Annotated in this window: 12 protein-coding genes, 4 tRNA genes and 1 other RNA gene; 5 read left to right on the forward strand and 12 right to left on the reverse strand. The window is 59.1% G+C overall.

Going from position 1 to position 15,326, the window contains the following annotated elements; genetic code table 11:
* Positions 1-67: 67 nt before the first annotated feature.
* A complete protein-coding gene (gene lptM / locus ACJ8QI_RS19325) occupies positions 68-274 on the reverse strand; it encodes an LPS translocon maturation chaperone LptM (protein ID WP_048232385.1) in 207 nt (68 codons plus the stop codon).
* 78 nt (positions 275-352) lie between these two features.
* On the opposite strand from lptM, the gene cyaY reads away from it, so the two are divergent.
* Positions 353-673: an iron donor protein CyaY gene (cyaY, locus tag ACJ8QI_RS19330; protein ID WP_049200053.1), complete on the forward strand. Its 321-nt coding sequence runs from the start codon at positions 353-355 to the stop codon at positions 671-673.
* A 36-nt stretch (positions 674-709) separates the two neighbouring features.
* Here the strand turns inward: cyaY and ACJ8QI_RS19335 are convergent, their stop codons facing one another.
* The gene (locus ACJ8QI_RS19335) at positions 710-3,262 is read right to left on the reverse strand and encodes a class I adenylate cyclase (RefSeq protein ID WP_019452546.1); all 2,553 of its coding nucleotides are present in this window, start codon (positions 3,260-3,262) and stop codon (positions 710-712) included.
* A gap of 316 nt (positions 3,263-3,578) precedes the next feature.
* On the opposite strand from ACJ8QI_RS19335, the gene hemC reads away from it, so the two are divergent.
* The 4 genes from hemC to hemY are packed head-to-tail and all read left to right on the forward strand — an operon-like array spanning position 3,579 to position 7,604.
* Positions 3,579-4,520, forward strand: a complete 942-nt coding sequence (hemC, locus tag ACJ8QI_RS19340; RefSeq protein WP_038874089.1) for a hydroxymethylbilane synthase — start codon at positions 3,579-3,581, stop codon at positions 4,518-4,520.
* Positions 4,517-5,257: a uroporphyrinogen-III synthase gene (hemD, locus tag ACJ8QI_RS19345; RefSeq protein WP_049200055.1), complete on the forward strand. Its 741-nt coding sequence runs from the start codon at positions 4,517-4,519 to the stop codon at positions 5,255-5,257. Before hemC ends, hemD begins: the two co-directional genes overlap by 4 nt.
* Before the next feature lie 22 nt (positions 5,258-5,279).
* A complete protein-coding gene (hemX, locus tag ACJ8QI_RS19350; RefSeq protein WP_442532951.1) occupies positions 5,280-6,404 on the forward strand; it encodes a uroporphyrinogen-III C-methyltransferase in 1,125 nt (374 codons plus the stop codon).
* A gap of 3 nt (positions 6,405-6,407) precedes the next feature.
* The gene (gene hemY / locus ACJ8QI_RS19355) at positions 6,408-7,604 is read left to right on the forward strand and encodes a protoheme IX biogenesis protein HemY (protein ID WP_442532952.1); all 1,197 of its coding nucleotides are present in this window, start codon (positions 6,408-6,410) and stop codon (positions 7,602-7,604) included.
* Between the two features lie 708 nt (positions 7,605-8,312).
* Here hemY and ACJ8QI_RS19360 read toward each other — a convergent pair.
* The 10 genes from ACJ8QI_RS19360 to wzxE form a co-directional block, all read right to left on the reverse strand.
* Positions 8,313-8,441: non-coding RNA, RtT sRNA (locus ACJ8QI_RS19360), on the reverse strand.
* 32 nt (positions 8,442-8,473) lie between these two features.
* Positions 8,474-8,550 (reverse strand) — tRNA-Pro (locus ACJ8QI_RS19365).
* 74 nt (positions 8,551-8,624) lie between these two features.
* A tRNA-Leu gene (locus ACJ8QI_RS19370) sits at positions 8,625-8,711 on the reverse strand.
* A 41-nt stretch (positions 8,712-8,752) separates the two neighbouring features.
* Positions 8,753-8,828, reverse strand: a tRNA-His gene (locus ACJ8QI_RS19375).
* 63 nt (positions 8,829-8,891) lie between these two features.
* A tRNA-Arg gene (locus ACJ8QI_RS19380) sits at positions 8,892-8,968 on the reverse strand.
* A gap of 135 nt (positions 8,969-9,103) precedes the next feature.
* Positions 9,104-10,507, reverse strand: coding sequence for a bifunctional threonine/serine APC transporter ThrP (thrP, locus tag ACJ8QI_RS19385; RefSeq protein WP_038874078.1), 1,404 nt, complete (start codon positions 10,505-10,507; stop codon positions 9,104-9,106).
* 366 nt (positions 10,508-10,873) lie between these two features.
* On the reverse strand, positions 10,874-11,614 hold the full coding sequence (gene wecG / locus ACJ8QI_RS19390; protein WP_060424217.1) for a lipopolysaccharide N-acetylmannosaminouronosyltransferase: 741 nt from the start codon (positions 11,612-11,614) through the stop codon (positions 10,874-10,876).
* Between the two features lie 14 nt (positions 11,615-11,628).
* The gene (gene wzyE / locus ACJ8QI_RS19395) at positions 11,629-12,996 is read right to left on the reverse strand and encodes an ECA oligosaccharide polymerase (protein WP_087762624.1); all 1,368 of its coding nucleotides are present in this window, start codon (positions 12,994-12,996) and stop codon (positions 11,629-11,631) included.
* On the reverse strand, positions 12,993-14,078 hold the full coding sequence (locus tag ACJ8QI_RS19400) for a TDP-N-acetylfucosamine:lipid II N-acetylfucosaminyltransferase (protein ID WP_100396584.1): 1,086 nt from the start codon (positions 14,076-14,078) through the stop codon (positions 12,993-12,995). The genes wzyE and ACJ8QI_RS19400 overlap by 4 nt, the downstream gene beginning before the upstream one ends.
* Complete coding sequence (wzxE, locus tag ACJ8QI_RS19405; protein ID WP_049198179.1) at positions 14,075-15,325, reverse strand: lipid III flippase WzxE; 1,251 nt, start codon at positions 15,323-15,325, stop codon at positions 14,075-14,077. Before wzxE ends, ACJ8QI_RS19400 begins: the two co-directional genes overlap by 4 nt.
* Between the last annotated feature and the right edge of the window lies 1 nt (position 15,326).

The following is a 15,326-nucleotide window of genomic DNA, read 5'->3' on the forward strand; positions in this document are numbered from 1 at the left end:
TACTCCGCTATCTGGACGCGCTATCCGTCTTGATTTTGCGGCGGCGCTCGCCACCGCAAACAGGGTGTTACTGGTCGACCATCGACGGTTTTTGCTGAGAGCCAGACTGCTCCTGCTGGTTCTTTTGCACCTGATCGCCCGTTTGCACCGGCGGCTTGGCCGGTTTTTGGCCGGCGGAATCGGCAGGTGGGAAGTAAAGCGGGCCCTTCAGACCACAGCCGGCGAGGCCGGTAAGCAGAACTGCCATCAGCGCATAGCGTAGTTGTTTTTTCATTTGCATTAATGCCTGTAATTCATGCGTCCAAGGTCTCTATAATCGCAGGTGGATCATGAAAAGCAATAGGAATTGAATATGAACGACAGCGAGTTTCATCAGTTGGCCGACCAGCTGATGCTGAATATTGAAGAGACACTGGACGATTTTGACGGCGATGCGGACATCGATTACGAAACCAATGGCGGCGTGATGACGCTGAGCTTCGAAAACGGCACCAAAATCGTCATCAACCGCCAAGAGCCGCTGCACCAGGTGTGGCTCGCCACCAAGGCCGGCGGTTACCACTTCAACTACCGCGACGGCGTCTGGCTATGCGATCGCAGCGGGCAGCCGTTTTATCAGCTACTCAGCGAAGCGGCCAGCGCACAGGCCGGTGAGGAACTGCAGTTTTCCTGAGGCGATGCAGGGCTCGGCAACCGAGCCCTTGCGGCGTCAATGCAGCTGGAACTGCTGTTTGAGCGGCTGTGCGGCGCCATCGGCCACCGTCACGCACAGGCTGGACAGCACGTTGCTGCGGAACGGGATCACCTGCGTGCGCCCGTCGAGCTGCACGATCTGATAGAACTGCGGCAGGTTGAAGTTGATGAAGCTGGAGCCGTAGGTAAAGCGATCGTGCGATGAAGAGTAGAAGCGGCTGACGTCGCGCACCAGCTCCTCTTTACTGCCCTCGCAGTGGTGATACACCTCCACCCGATTCGACTCGTCCAGAATATAGATGTTGAAGCCCTTGTCGTCCGAGGTGTCTTCGAAGAAGAACTGGATGATCCCCTCGCTGGCGAAGCCATCCACCACCGGCGGCAGATGCACCTGATCGGTTTCCACCTTGATAGACAGGCCGTGCAGCTTGTTGTTGGAGATGGCGCCGTAAAACTCCACCGCGTTCTCCAGCTTTTGCACCGACACGCTCAGGCGCTCGAAGAACAGCCCCCAGGTCTGCCCGGCGACGCGTACCGCCTTGAAGCGGCCAGGCTCCAGGCGGGTGCTGGACAGGCGCAGCTCAATGCACTCCGACACCAACTGCTGGATGCGGGTGCGGATCAGGCCACGCAGGTGCTGGCTGTAGCAGAACACTTCCACCGACTCCGGCGGCGCGGCGTCCTGGTGCATTTTGCCGAGAATGGTTTTCAGCGCTTCCAGCACCGACTGTTCACCGCTGAAATGCAGGGTGCGCACTTCGTTCCAGGAGTTGCGATACAGCAGATCGATGCTGCCCACCAGACACTGCTGCTGTTGGCCGAAGCTGAACACGTCCAGCTTGCGGAAATCGAAGTGCACCACCTGATTGCGGAAGGCGGCGGTCGGATCGTTTTCCAGATTGACGATGATCGCCAGATGGCGAATTTCGCACGGGCTGTACAGCGCTTTCGGCGTCGGCGCCGGCAGGCGCAGCGGGAAGTGATGAGAAACGTCGGCCACCAGTTCCTGCAGCTTGGCGGTGTCGCACAGGTTGCCGCTCTTGATGTGCAGGCGGGTCTGCGGAGTCAGCAGGCCGTTGAAATAGGCCCAGGCCACCAGCTTGTTCAGGTAGCGGTTATATTCCAGCGGCTGATGGCTGACGATCGAATCCATGGCCGGCGCCTGATTATACAGGTACCAGCCGGTGCGGTTGGCGCGGCCAACCGGCACGTGAATAAAGGTTAAATCGTTTTCCGACAGGTCCGGCGAAATCTGCGGGTTCACCAGCGTCACCTTGCCGGGCAGCGCCTCGAACGCCGCGTACAGTTTGCGGGTCAGCACGCCGATATCCTGCGGGCTGGCGCTGACGCTGAGGTTGTTGCGGCGGGCGAAACGGATCAGGTTGCGGTAGCTTTGCATCATCGCATCGAGCAACTCGTTATGCGCTTCACGCACCCGTTCGATTTTCCAGTTGGCGCGGTTGTCCAGCATCGCCAGACGCTCTTCGCTCCAGCCCCACTCGCTGACCAACTGGCTGAGGATCTCGCGCCGCCAGCCGACGCAGGCCTTGGCCAGCGACAGTTTTTCACACACTTTCAGGTAGAAACAGCGGCGGGCCAGATCGAGGCGGGTGGTGTCGTTGATGTCGGTCAGGTAGCGGGTCACGCGCTCGAGCATCATGCAATAGGCATCGAGCCCGAAGCTGACGATCTCCCCCTGATGCAGGCGGTGTTTGATGTCCGTCGCCAGCAGCTGGGTATTGGGGTATTCCCAGGAATAGGCTTCCAGCAGCAGGGTCTTCAGCACCGCCTTGTAAGGCGAATCGATGCTCTTGTACAGCTGCCACAGGCTGGCGCCGAAATACTCTTCCGCCGACAGCGAACTCAGGCCGCCGAGATCCAGCCACTCGTTCGGCGTCAGCGCGCCCTGCGCGTACAGCGACAGCACGTATTCATCGTAGTGCGCTTCTTCTTCGCCCGGCACCATGTTCCACAGGATGCGTTTGCCGGCCAGGCGCACCGCGGTGCGGTAGAATTCGTCGAGCAACAGGATATGCTGCGTCGAGCCGCAGTCTTCGCCGCCCAGGCTGCCGCTTTCATTATGGCGGAAGCGGTTTTCGTCGATCAGGAAGAAGCTGACTTCCACCCCCATCGAGGCGGCCCACTTCTCAAGCAGGCTGCATTTTTGCTGCAGGCGGGTGCGTTCTTCGTTGTCCAGCCAGGACTGGTGGCAGACCCAGATGTCGAGATCCGAGCTGCAGCTTTGGCCGATAGACGAGGTGCTGCCCATCGAGTAGACGCCGGTGATCGGCAGCTCACCGCTGGCCGGTTTGTCAAACGGGCTGCCCCATTTGTCTTCTAAATCGTTCAGGTAATCTTGTTGAGTTTCATCAGGCGTGTAGAGGCAAATGCCGTGGGGAACGTTACCGTTCAGGTAACCCGGCATCAGCGGGTGGTGGTGGTGCAGTAAGGTGGGCAGCAGACTGTATACCCGTTGAAACGCGGGCTTCATAGCCGCCAGGGCGCGATCGACGCGTAGCTGATTGATCGCATCCAGTCTCTGCTTCAATGTCTCGATGTAGAGGTACAAGACGTCTCGCCTGATTATCCCGGTGTTTAGAAAAAAACCCGTATTCCATAAGCGCCGTTAGTGTAAGAAGAATATTTGGCGACTTATTGCTGGAAACGTGATCAATTTAACACCTTGCTGATTGACCGTAAAGGAGGTAACGCTTCACAATTATTGTAGCGCTTCCCTAAACGATTTACCCGCAGTGTTAACTGCCCCAAAGCACATCACACGTCCCTTTGATTCCGTTGTCCTTTTTCCGCCTCCGGCTTCTTGCACTGACAGTATTGGCTCTCAGTGGTAGGATGGATGGCGAAATATAAAAACGGTAACAAGCATGTTAGACAAAATTATTCGAATTGCCACCCGACAAAGCCCGCTTGCACTTTGGCAAGCACATTATGTGCAGCAACGTCTGATGGCCTGCCATCCCGGCCTGCAGGTCGAGTTGGTGCCGATGGTCACGCGCGGCGACGTTATTCTGGATACGCCGCTGGCGAAAGTCGGCGGTAAAGGCCTGTTTGTTAAAGAACTCGAGCTGGCACTGCTGGAAGGCCGCGCCGACATCGCCGTGCACTCGATGAAAGACGTGCCGGTCGATTTCCCTGCCGGCCTGGGTTTGACCACCATTTGCGAACGCGAAGATCCGCGCGACGCTTTTGTTTCCAACCGTTTCGCCTCGCTCGATCAGCTGCCGCAGGGCAGCGTGGTCGGCACTTCCAGCCTGCGCCGCCAGTGCCAGCTGCGTGAACGCCGCCCGGATCTGATCGTGCGCGACCTGCGCGGCAACGTCGGCACTCGCCTGGCCAAGCTGGACAACGGCGACTACGACGCGATTATTCTGGCGGTGGCCGGCCTGAAACGCCTGGGGCTGGAGCAACGCATCCGCAGCCCGCTGAGCGCCGAAGAGTGCCTGCCGGCGGTCGGCCAGGGTGCGGTCGGCATTGAATGCCGCCTCGACGATAGCGTCACCCGCGCGCTGCTGGTGCCGCTAAACCATGCGGCCACCGAAACCCGCGTACGCGCCGAACGGGCGATGAACACTCGTCTGGAAGGCGGCTGCCAGGTGCCGATCGGCAGCTATGCCGAACTGGATGGCGACAGCCTGTGGCTGCGTGCCCTGGTCGGTGCGCCGGACGGCAGCCAGATGGTGCGCGGCGAACGCCGCGGCCCGGCCGCCGAGGCTGAACGGATGGGCGTTGAGCTGGCGGAAGAGCTGCTGGCGCGCGGCGCACGCGAGATCCTGCGCGAAGTTTACCAGGGAAATCCGCCGGCATGACGATCCTGGTAACCCGTCCATCGCCTTCGGGCGAGCAGTTAGTGAGCCGGCTGCGCGCACTCGGCCGGGTTGCCTATCATGCACCGCTGATCGACTTCGCCCCCGGCGGCGATCTGCCGCAGCTGCCGCAGGCGTTGCAGCAGCTTAGCGCCGGCGATCTGGTGTTCGTGCTGTCGCAGCATTCGGTGAACTATGCCGATTCGGTCATCGGCCGCGCCGGGCTGAGCTGGCCTGCGCACCTGACTTATTACGCCATCGGCCGCACCACCGGGCTGGCGCTGCACCGCATCAGCAGTTTGCCGGTGGAATACCCGCGTGAACGCGAGATCAGCGAAACGCTGCTGCTGCTGCCGGCGTTGCAAAAGCTGGCGGGCAAACGCGCGCTGATTTTGCGCGGCAACGGCGGCCGCGAGCTGCTGGGCACGACGCTGAGCGAGCGCGGCGCCGACGTCAGCTATTATGAATGCTATCAACGCAGCCCGGTGCACTACGACGGCAGCGAGCAAAGCGCCCACTGGCAGCGCGCCGGTGTGGATACGCTGGTAGTGACCAGCGGTGAAATGTTACAACAGCTCTATACTTTAGTTCCTGATTACTATCGTTCTTCATGGCTGCTGCGTTGCCGCCTGGTAGTAGTGAGCGAACGCCTGGCTACCCTCGCCCGGGACTTGGGCTGGCGTACGATTCGGGTAGCTGACAACGCCGATAATGACGCGCTGATCCGCGCGCTACAATAATCTGACTATGGGATGTGCCACTATGACGGAACAAAATACCCCATCCGCCCCGGTTGAAGAGCCAACCACCGCGGTTGAGAGCTCCCAGCAGCCAGCCGCTGCCAGCCGCAAAGGAAAGAACACCGGCCCGGTGCTCGGCGCGATCGCTATCGTGCTGGTCATCGCCCTCAGCGCGGGCGGCTATTACCACACGCACAAGCAGGCGCAACAGCTGATCGCCGCCAATCAGGCGCTGCAGCAGCAGCTTGAAGGCGTGAAGCAGAGCCAACAGCAGGAAAGAAATGCGCTGGAGGGCCTGTTGCAGCAGCAGGGTAAAACCCTGGACGCCGCCGATCGCGAGCAAGCGAATCTGGCGCGCCAATTGAGCGAACTGCAGGAAAAAGTGGCGACCATCTCCGGCAGCGACGCCAAAACCTGGCTGCTGGCGCAGGCCGATTTCCTGGTGAAAATGGCCGGCCGCAAGCTGTGGAGCGATCAGGACGTCACCAGCGCCGCCGCGCTGCTGAAAAGCGCCGACGCCAGCCTGGCGGACATGAACGATCCGAGCCTGCTCGACGTGCGCCGCGCCATTACCGAAGACATCAGCACGCTTTCTACGCTGACCCAGATCGATTACGACGGCATCATCCTCAAGGTCAATCAGCTGTCCAATCAGGTGGATAACCTGCGTCTGGCGGATAACGACACCGACGAAGCGCCGATGGATCAAAACAGCAGCGAACTCTCCAGCTCGATCGGCGAGTGGCGGCAGAACCTGGCCAAGAGCTGGCGCAATTTCATGGCCGACTTCATCACCATCCGTCGCCGCGACACCAGCGCCGAGCCGCTGCTGGCACCGAACCAGGACATCTACCTGCGCGAAAACATCCGTTCGCGCCTGCTGGTGGCCGCGCAGGCCATCCCGCGCCACCAGAACGAGACCTACAAGCAATCGCTGGAAACCGTCTCCACCTGGGTGCGCGCCTATTTCGACACCACCGATCCGGCGACCAAGGCCTTCCTGGAAGAGCTGGACAGCCTGAGCCAACAGTCGATCTCGATGGACGTGCCGGATCAGCTGAAAAGCCAGCCGCTGCTGGAAAAAGTGATGCAGACCCGGGTGCGCAACCTGATGACCCAGTCCCCTGCCGCTCACCAGGAGGGTTAAGCCATGTTACGCGTGCTATTTCTGTTCCTGGTGGTGATCGCCAGCGTGGTGCTCGGGCCGATGCTGGCCGGGCATCAGGGCTATGTGCTGATCCAGACCGATAATTACAATATTGAAACCAGCGTCACCGGCCTGGTGATTATGCTGGTGCTGCTGTTCGTGGTGCTGCTGGCGATCGAGTGGATCCTGCGCCGCATCTTCCGTACCGGCGCCCGCACGCGCGGTTGGTTTATCGGCCGCAAGCGCACCCGCGCGCGCCAACAAACCAAAGCCGCGCTGATCAAGCTGGCGGAAGGCGACTACAAGCAGGTCGAGAAGCTGATGACGCGCAACGCCGACCACGCCGAACAGCCGGTCGTGAACTACCTGCTGGCCGCCGAGGCCGCACAGCAACGCGGCGACGACTTCCGTACCAATCAGTATCTGGAGCGCGCCGCCGAAGCGGCCGACACCGATCAGCTGCCGGTGGACATTACCCGGGTTCGCATCCAGCTGGCGCAGGGCGAGAACCACGCCGCGCGCCACGGCGTCGATCGCCTGCTGAACCAGGCGCCGCGTCATCCGGAAGTGCTGCGTCTGGCGGAACAAGCCTATCTGCGCACTGGCGCCTACGCGTCGCTGCTGGAAGTGCTGCCGTCGATGCGTAAAATCGAACTCCACAGCGAAGAACAGCTGCAGGCTCTGCAGCAACAGGCGTACATCGGGCTGATGAATCAGGCGATGGCGGACGAAGGCAGCGAAGGCCTGAAGCGCTGGTGGAAAGATCAGAGCCGCAAGACGCGTCACGAAGTGCCGCTGCAAATCGCGATGGTGGAACACCTGATCGAATGCAACGACCACGAACTGGCGCAGGAGATTGTGCTCGACAGCCTGAAGCGCCAATACGACGAGCGCCTGGTGCTGTTGCTGCCGCGGCTGAAATCCGGCAACCCCGAGCAGTTGGAAAGAGCGCTGCGTCAGCAGATGAAACAACACGGCGCGACGCCGCTGCTGAACAGCACGCTGGGGCAGCTGTTGATGAAGCACGGCGAGTGGCAGCAAGCGGCCGACGCCTTCCGTGAAGCGCTGAAACAGCGCCCGGATGCCTACGACTACGCCTGGTTGGCCGATACGCTGGAGAAACTGCAACGTTCGGATGAAGCGGCGCAGATGCGGCGTGAGGGGCTGATGTTGACACTGAAACAGAACGGCGGCGAATAACGCCCTGCCTGAGAGAGAAAAGCGCGGCCCCGATGCCGCGCTTTTTTTTTGCCCAATGGCTTTCTGAAGCGCAAAAAAAACACTTGCCGCAGGGCAAGTGTATAAAGAAGCAATCAGGTCTAGGACAACAGGGGCGGTGCCTCACTCAACGTTCTGCCCTGAGCGTGATGACGGGTTAGTCATCGTTCTCGTGGGCGATAGGCACCCTAAATCGGCTCTGCGTCATTCCCAGGGTTTATGAGGCCTAAGGCGAACATAAGAGGTGGAATGAGCATCTACGCAATAGATATTGCATTTGGCGTGCCAACTTTTAAATCCAGGCTCTAAAATAGAAAAATACATCTCAATACATTGAAATTATTGGCCTTTTATTTAACCCTTTCTTTCCCGTCACAAATCACTCTCTGGTGTTCCTTGCCGGCGGCCTTTATCAGGTTGTCGCCTCGAAACGACGACTTAAGTCAAAGCTATTTTTTATCTTTTAAAATCAATTAATTATTTGTCTCAACTTGACGACAGCGCAGGATGGTATTGTCGCTGAAAACCAACACGTTTGCAGGCCGACACCAGATACTCCCCCAGGAAGGCAAAAAGCCCGTGCGGTGCTGCACGGGCTTGTCGATGTTCCCTTCGTCATGCTGAGAAGAACTTGCTTTCATAAACGACAGACGAAAAAAAACCTGCTTTAAAAAGCAGGCTTTTCGAATGTGGTCGGCGAGAGAGGATTACGCGCATCTTTGATGCGCGCCCTGCGGGCCGTTGCTGAAGCAACGTTGTCTCGCTACGCGAGGCTCGAACCTCCTGCGGAGGTGCTCATCCTCATAAACTGCAGGCGTAAAAAAACCGACTTGCGTCGGTTTCTTTGAAAGTGGTCGGCGAGAGAGGATTCGAACCTCCGACCCACTGGTCCCAAACCAGTTGCGCTACCAAGCTGCGCTACTCGCCGATTTGTGTTGCTCATACTACCTGATTTATCAGACCGTTGTCCATATAAATCTTATATTTATCAGATATTTTGCGTGGTGCGAAGAGAGGGACTTGAACCCTCACGTCCGTAAGAACACTAACACCTGAAGCTAGCGCGTCTACCAATTCCGCCACCTTCGCACTGTCACAAAATACTGCTAAATCTTCACTTCGTTAGGAAGTGGGGTGGCTAATGGGACTCGAACCCACGACAACTGGAATCACAATCCAGGGCTCTACCAACTGAGCTATAGCCACCATTACTACTTCTTCTTACTCACGCGGTAATATTACCACCGCAGCTCCTGCGCACAAACTTAATGGCGCGCCCGACAGGATTCGAACCTGAGACCTCTGCCTCCGGAGGGCAGCGCTCTATCCAGCTGAGCTACGGGCGCGTAGCGCCGTTGCGGGAGGGGATACTACGGATTTACGCCAATTCTGTCTAGTGCTTTTTCGCAGAAATGTTGCGTTTGATTACGCTTTGCTCACTCCCGCGCACAAAAGCGCACTCCGTAGCCCCTTTTCACCGTTTATTGGCGCGTTTCTACCCGATTTTCAGCCGGATGATGTTTCTTGTGCATGCCGAAAGCGAAGTAGCACAGGCTGACGCCGGCTAAGAAAATCGCCCCGACCAGCAGGGAAATCCGCGTATCCGGGTTGATTCCCATGCCGACCAGCACGCAAATCAGAAAAGCGATGGTCAGATAGTTCACATACGGGAACATGATCGACTTAAAGCTGTGATTTTTGATCGCTTCCTTATGGGCGCGGCGGAAATAAAGCTGGCTTATCAGCACCACGAACCACGGCACCATGCCCGGCAGCACGCTCGCGCTGTAGACATAGACGAACACCTGCTCCGGATTCGGGATGATGTAGTTCAGCGCGGAACCCACCAACAGGCAGCCGATGGTGACGGCGATGCAGTTCACCGGCACGCCGCTGGCGGAAAGCTTGGTCAGCGCCGCCGGCAGCTGGCGGTTCTTGGCCAGGGCGTACAGCATGCGGCCGCCGCTGTACATACCGCTGTTGCAGCCGGAGAGCGCGGCGGTCAACACCACGAAGTTGATGATGCCGGCGGCGGCAACGATGCCGATCTTGGCGAAGGTCAGCACGAACGGGCTGCCGGTAGTGCCGATGCCGTTCCACGGGAAGATGGTCACGATGACGAAGATTGCGCCGACATAGAAGATCAGGATGCGCCACAGGATATTGTTGATCGCGCGTTTCAGCGTCACCTGCGGGTTCTTGGCTTCCCCGGCGGTGATGCCTACCAGCTCAACCCCCTGATAGGACGCCACCACGATGCACAGCGCAAACAGGAAGCCTTTCCAGCCGCCGGCAAAGAAACCGCCGTGCGCCGTCAGATTGGCGAAACCGATAGGCTCACCGCCGTTGCCGAAGCCGAAGAAGATCACCCCCAGCCCCACCAGAATCATCACGATGATGGTGGTGACCTTGATCATGGCGAACCAGAACTCCAGCTCACCGTACAGGCGCACCGCCGCCAGGTTGGCCAGCGCCACCATCGCCACGGCGATCAGCGCCGGCACCCACTGCGGTATTTCCGGGAACCAGAACTGCACATACACCCCGATGGCGGTGATCTCAGAAATGCCGACGGCAATCCACATAAACCAGTAGCCCCAGGCGGTCAGGTAACCGAAATAGGGATTCATGTATTTATGCGCGTAAACGGCAAACGACCCGGCGACCGGCTCGAGGAACAGCATCTCCCCCATCGAACGCATAATAAAGAACACGAACAGCCCGGCGATGATGTAGGCCAGCAGTACCGACGGCCCCGCCCATTTCAGCGTACTGGCCGAACCCATAAACAGGCCGACACCGATGGTGCCCCCCAGAGCGATAAGCTCGATGTGCCGGGCCTCAAGGCCCCGGTGTAGCCCTTGCGGTTTCTCTTTGTGTGCCATAAGTCCTCAATAATTTTTCTCGGGTTGTGTTTGCCTGCCGGCCGCTGCCGGTCGTTATTGTCATTATTAAAAGAATAAATCATCCCCTGCCGTTCGGGTTGGCATCAACGGGTAGTCGGAGCGAAGTTACCGTGAGAAGAACATCGTTCAGCGCTGTCGCATCAGGCTTCAGCGGCCGGGGATAATTTCCGGGCGGTATCGTTTCGCATTTCGCCGCTATAAGCAAACCGCAATTTAAAACTTTATGGAATAAATGCGGCTGCGTTTAGGGCTGAGGGTTATAGATATGCGGGAGAAACGTGCAAAAGCAGATTATTGGTACAGCAGACCGGAGCGGAACAGCACTTTCCGCCCCGGGTGTAGAGGTTACATCTTGCCGCTGTAGTAGTAGCCGACAAACTTCAACAGTTTCAACTGCCGGCCGATGCGGCTGGGCTGGCTGAGCAGGCGGTAGAGCCATTCCAGACCGAGGTTCTGCCACACCTTGGGCGCACGCTTCACATGGCCGGTAAAGACGTCGTAGGTACCGCCCACGCCCATGTACAGCGCCTGCGGATGCACCTTGCGGCAGTCGCGCATCAGAATCTCCTGCTTCGGCGATCCCATCGCCACCGTCACGATAGCGGCGCCACTGGCGCGAATACGCTCGAACAGCGCCTCTCGCTGATCCGGTTTAAAATAGCCGTCCTGGCTGCCCACCAGGTTGACATTCCACTGGCTGCGCAGCTTTTGCTCGGTTTCCGCCAAGACCTCGGGCTTGCCGCCGACCAGGAAGACTGGCGTGCCTTCACGGCCGGCGCGCTGCATCAAGGCTTCCCACAGATCGGCACCCGCCACGCGCGAAACGTCCGCCGCCGGGTATTTGCGGCGAATCGAACGCACCATGCTGATGCCGTCGGCGTACTTGTACTCCGCCTCATCCAGCAACGCATGCAGCGCCGGGTCCTCTTCCGCCTTCAGGATCTTTTCCGCGTTCATGGCTACCAGCGTGCCCTGTTTTACCCGGCCGCCGTCGAACAAAAAGTCCATGCAGTGCGCCATATCGCGAAAGCCCCACAGGCTGAAACCGCGCAGCTCATACTGCGGCACCGAAATCTTTGCTTCCATCGTTCTCATTACCCTTACAAAAGACCGTTCGCCCGAGGCACAGACGCCAGCGCGCGGGCGCGCGTCACTCTGGCCTTGATCAGCCCGGCGGTATCGAACAGCCAATACAGCAACTTCGCCAGCACCAGACAGGCGCCGAAAATAATGCAGAAAAACACCACGCGCGACACGAAAGAGTCCACCCCTTCGCGCGCCAGCACGATGATGTTGAACACCGCACCGAAGCAGAAGCCCTGCAGAATGGCCGCCTTATAGCGGTTCGGTTCGGTTTTGCCCAACTCATACAGCCAGTCGAACCACTTGATGATCATGCCCACCAGAATCGCGCCGAGCGGGATAAACAGCGCGCCGCCCATCACCACCAGTGAACCGATCAGCGTCGGGGAAATCGCCAGCCCGGAGTGATTGTTCAGCACTTCCCAGGTGAAATAGTTGGCCGAGTTCAGCACCACGTCCGGACGGCCCGGCCATAGCCAGGTTGGAATAAAGACGTAGAAATCACGCACGATCGGCGCCAGGCCCTGGAAATCGATCTTGTCGTAATTTTGCAGCAGCAGCGCCAGGTTTTCCCACGGCGAGAAGGTATCGCGGGTCAGGTAGAGGAAGGTATAGAACGCTTCCGCGCCGCTGACGTCCAGGCTGTAACGCTTCAACGCCAGCCAGAACATGCCGACTACGCCGAATATGCCCGCCGCCGCCAGCATCCACAGCGTGATCCAGCCGCGCACGATGCCGATAAACAGGAACAGCGCGAAGGCGATGATGATGTTGGCGCGGGTGCCGCCGACGATCACGTAGGTCAGAATACCGAACGCCACCGTCGCCACCAGGAACAAGAACCAGGCGCGCAGATCCTGCCGCAGGAAATAGACCACCAGCATCGCCGGAATGAAGAAGTAGAAGAACCGCTTGAGCGCCACGCCGGACACGTCGCTGGAGAAAATCTGGCTGTAAGAATTGAGCTTGAACAGCAGGAAGCCGTTCTGCATGAAGAAGATCCCAACGGTACCGATCGCCACCAATGCCAGCAGCACCCAGGTCATATGAGTCTCTACCCGGTTCATGGTAAACAGCGCCGCACGCGGCTCTGTGCGGCGCTTGCGCAGTCGGGTCTTGTAGGTGACGTAATAGATGGCGTAAAACGCCGTCGCCGACAGCAGGGCGTACAGCAGAAACTCCACCGGCACCACCTCGACGTCAAACTGGAACACCAGCAGGCAGGTCAAAGGAAAACCGAAATAGAACGTCAGTAAATACAGCAGCGAGAAGAAGACGTTGAAGTTAAAGCGCACGCGCCGAAACTCCTGGTAGGTCAGCGTCAGAATAAACGTCAGGCTGACCAGATAGACGACAAACAGGCCGCCGAATTGCGCCAACGTCATGAGTGTTCTCCCGCCGCCAACGCCAGGGCTTGCTGCCAGCCGTCGACATAGTTCGGATTGAAGAAGGCGATCGCCTGTTTATCCACCGCCGCCAGCTGACGCTGCGCTTCGCGCACCACCGCCTCGTCCAGCGAATCGCCGTAGAACAGCACCGGCAGGTGCTGTTCCGCCAAATCTTGCCAGAACGGGTTTTGCCGGCTGAGCACGAAAGGCACGCCGAACTGAATCAGCAGGCACAGGGTGCCAATCCCCTGCTGGCGATTGAAAATGAAATAGCCCAGATCGCAGGCGCGTAAAATATTGAGGTAGTCCTCAAACGCCACCTGCTGCGTGAGCAGCTGCAGGTTTTTCTCGCCGAAAAGCGGCAACCCGGCGGCGCGCACCTGCTCGATGTAGGCATCGTTGTTGGCCGGATAACCCATCGGCAGGATCACGCGCACGTCGGCGCCGAACTGCTGATGAATCGCCTGCAGCGCTTCGATATGCCGATTGCTGCGATCGCCGGAGTTGCCCACCAGAATCGTCATCGGCCCGGCCAGGTTTTTCTCGACGTGAACGTCGGTCAGCGCCGGATCCATGCGGGTCGGGAAGTACAGCAGCGAGGCCGGCACCCGCGCATGGCGCTGCTGGTAGTGAATCACGTCGCCGCGAGTAGCAAACACGTTCCCTACTCGCCCCTGCGCAATGCGGCGCAGCAGATAGAACAGCCGGAATTTCCAGCTGGTGGCGTCTTCATACAGATCGGCGCCCCAAATATGCCAACTGACCTGACGCGCCTTGATCTTGCCGCTCAGCAGCGCCAACCACAGCCCCGGATTGAACTGGCCGTGCAGGAAGAAGCGCGCATCGCGATCGGCCTGGGCACGGGCGATGACCGCCGCCGCCAGGCTTTTCTTGTCTGCGTAGGGCTCAATGTTCAGGGCGGGGAAATCACCCAGTGCCGCCACATCCTTGGCCGCCACCATAAAATGCCGCGTCTGCTCAGCCGGCAAACGCGGCGCCAGCACGTCGTTGAAGAAGCGCAGCACCGTCTGGTTATGATGCGGGATATCGGATCCCAGAACGTGAATCAGTATGGTCATACTCGTCTACGATAAATAAGGAACACGCAGCTACAGAGCGCGAAATACACGATGTAGGTTGCCATATAGGCCTGAGCCGCCCCCAACGCGCCGTGCAGCGGGATCAGCCAGTGCGAGAACAGCGTCAGCAGCAGAAACTGGCTGACTTCCGTCAGGATATAGAAGCGCAGCGACGCTTTGGCGATCACCAGATAGCCGAACACATAGGCCCCGACTTTCAGCACGTCGCCCACCAGCTGCCAGGCAAACAGATCGCGCATGGCGACAAACTTGTCCGAGAACAGCAGCCAAATAGCGAAATCGCGCAGCACCCAAACCGTAAAGCTCGCCGCCGCTACCGCCGGCAGCACGAATTTCAGCGAACGCACGATCTCCCGTGAGATGGCGCCCTTGTCCGTCAGCCGCGACAGCGTCGGCAGCAAATAGACGGTAAACGAAGCGGTGATAAACTGCAGATAGGCATCGGAAATGCTGCTGACGCCCTGCCAAATCCCCACCTCATCCCAGCCGTAATGGGCGGCCAACAGGTTACGCATCATCACGTAGGCCACCGGCAGCGTCACCGACGTGATCAACGCCATGAGGGTGAATTTGCCTAGGTTACCGGCCACGAGTTTGTCCCAACGCGGCGCCAGATAGCGCAGCGGCAGCGTTTTGCGCCGCCACAGCATCAGCCCGGCAGGCAACACCACCAACGCCGGCACCAGCGCCAGCCCCGCCAACGCGCCTTCATAGCCACCCAGCGTGAAGCACAGGTAATAAGCCACCACGCCAATCAGGCTGCCGCCGATCACCGCCAGCGCATTGCCCATCGCGTCGCGGTAGCCTTTCAGCACCGCCATGAACAGGTTGGCGTAGGCGATGCCCATCTGAATGAAGGCGACGGCGCGCACCACATCGACGTAATCGGCATGCCCGAACAGCCCGATGCTGATCGGTTCGGCGGCGAACAGAAACACCAGCGCCAGCAAGGTCGAAAAACCCAGCACGATACTCGACGCAGTGCCTACCGCCAGACGCAGACGCTGCGGATCCTGGTGGTACTCCGCCACGTATTTGGTGATGCCGTTAAAAATGCCCGCGCCGGACAGCACGCCCAGCACGGTAATCAACTGGCGGAAGTTACCCGCCTGCCCCACCCCGCTGGGGCCAAACGCCACCGCCAGCAGCTTCACCACCAACAACCCCACGCCGATTTTGATCAGCGTGGAGCCGGCAGTCCATATCGATGCTTTTGCCAGCGACATA

This window comes from Serratia sp. CY84636, from assembly GCF_052166245.1.
In the GTDB taxonomy this organism is placed as follows: domain Bacteria; phylum Pseudomonadota; class Gammaproteobacteria; order Enterobacterales; family Enterobacteriaceae; genus Serratia; species Serratia nevei.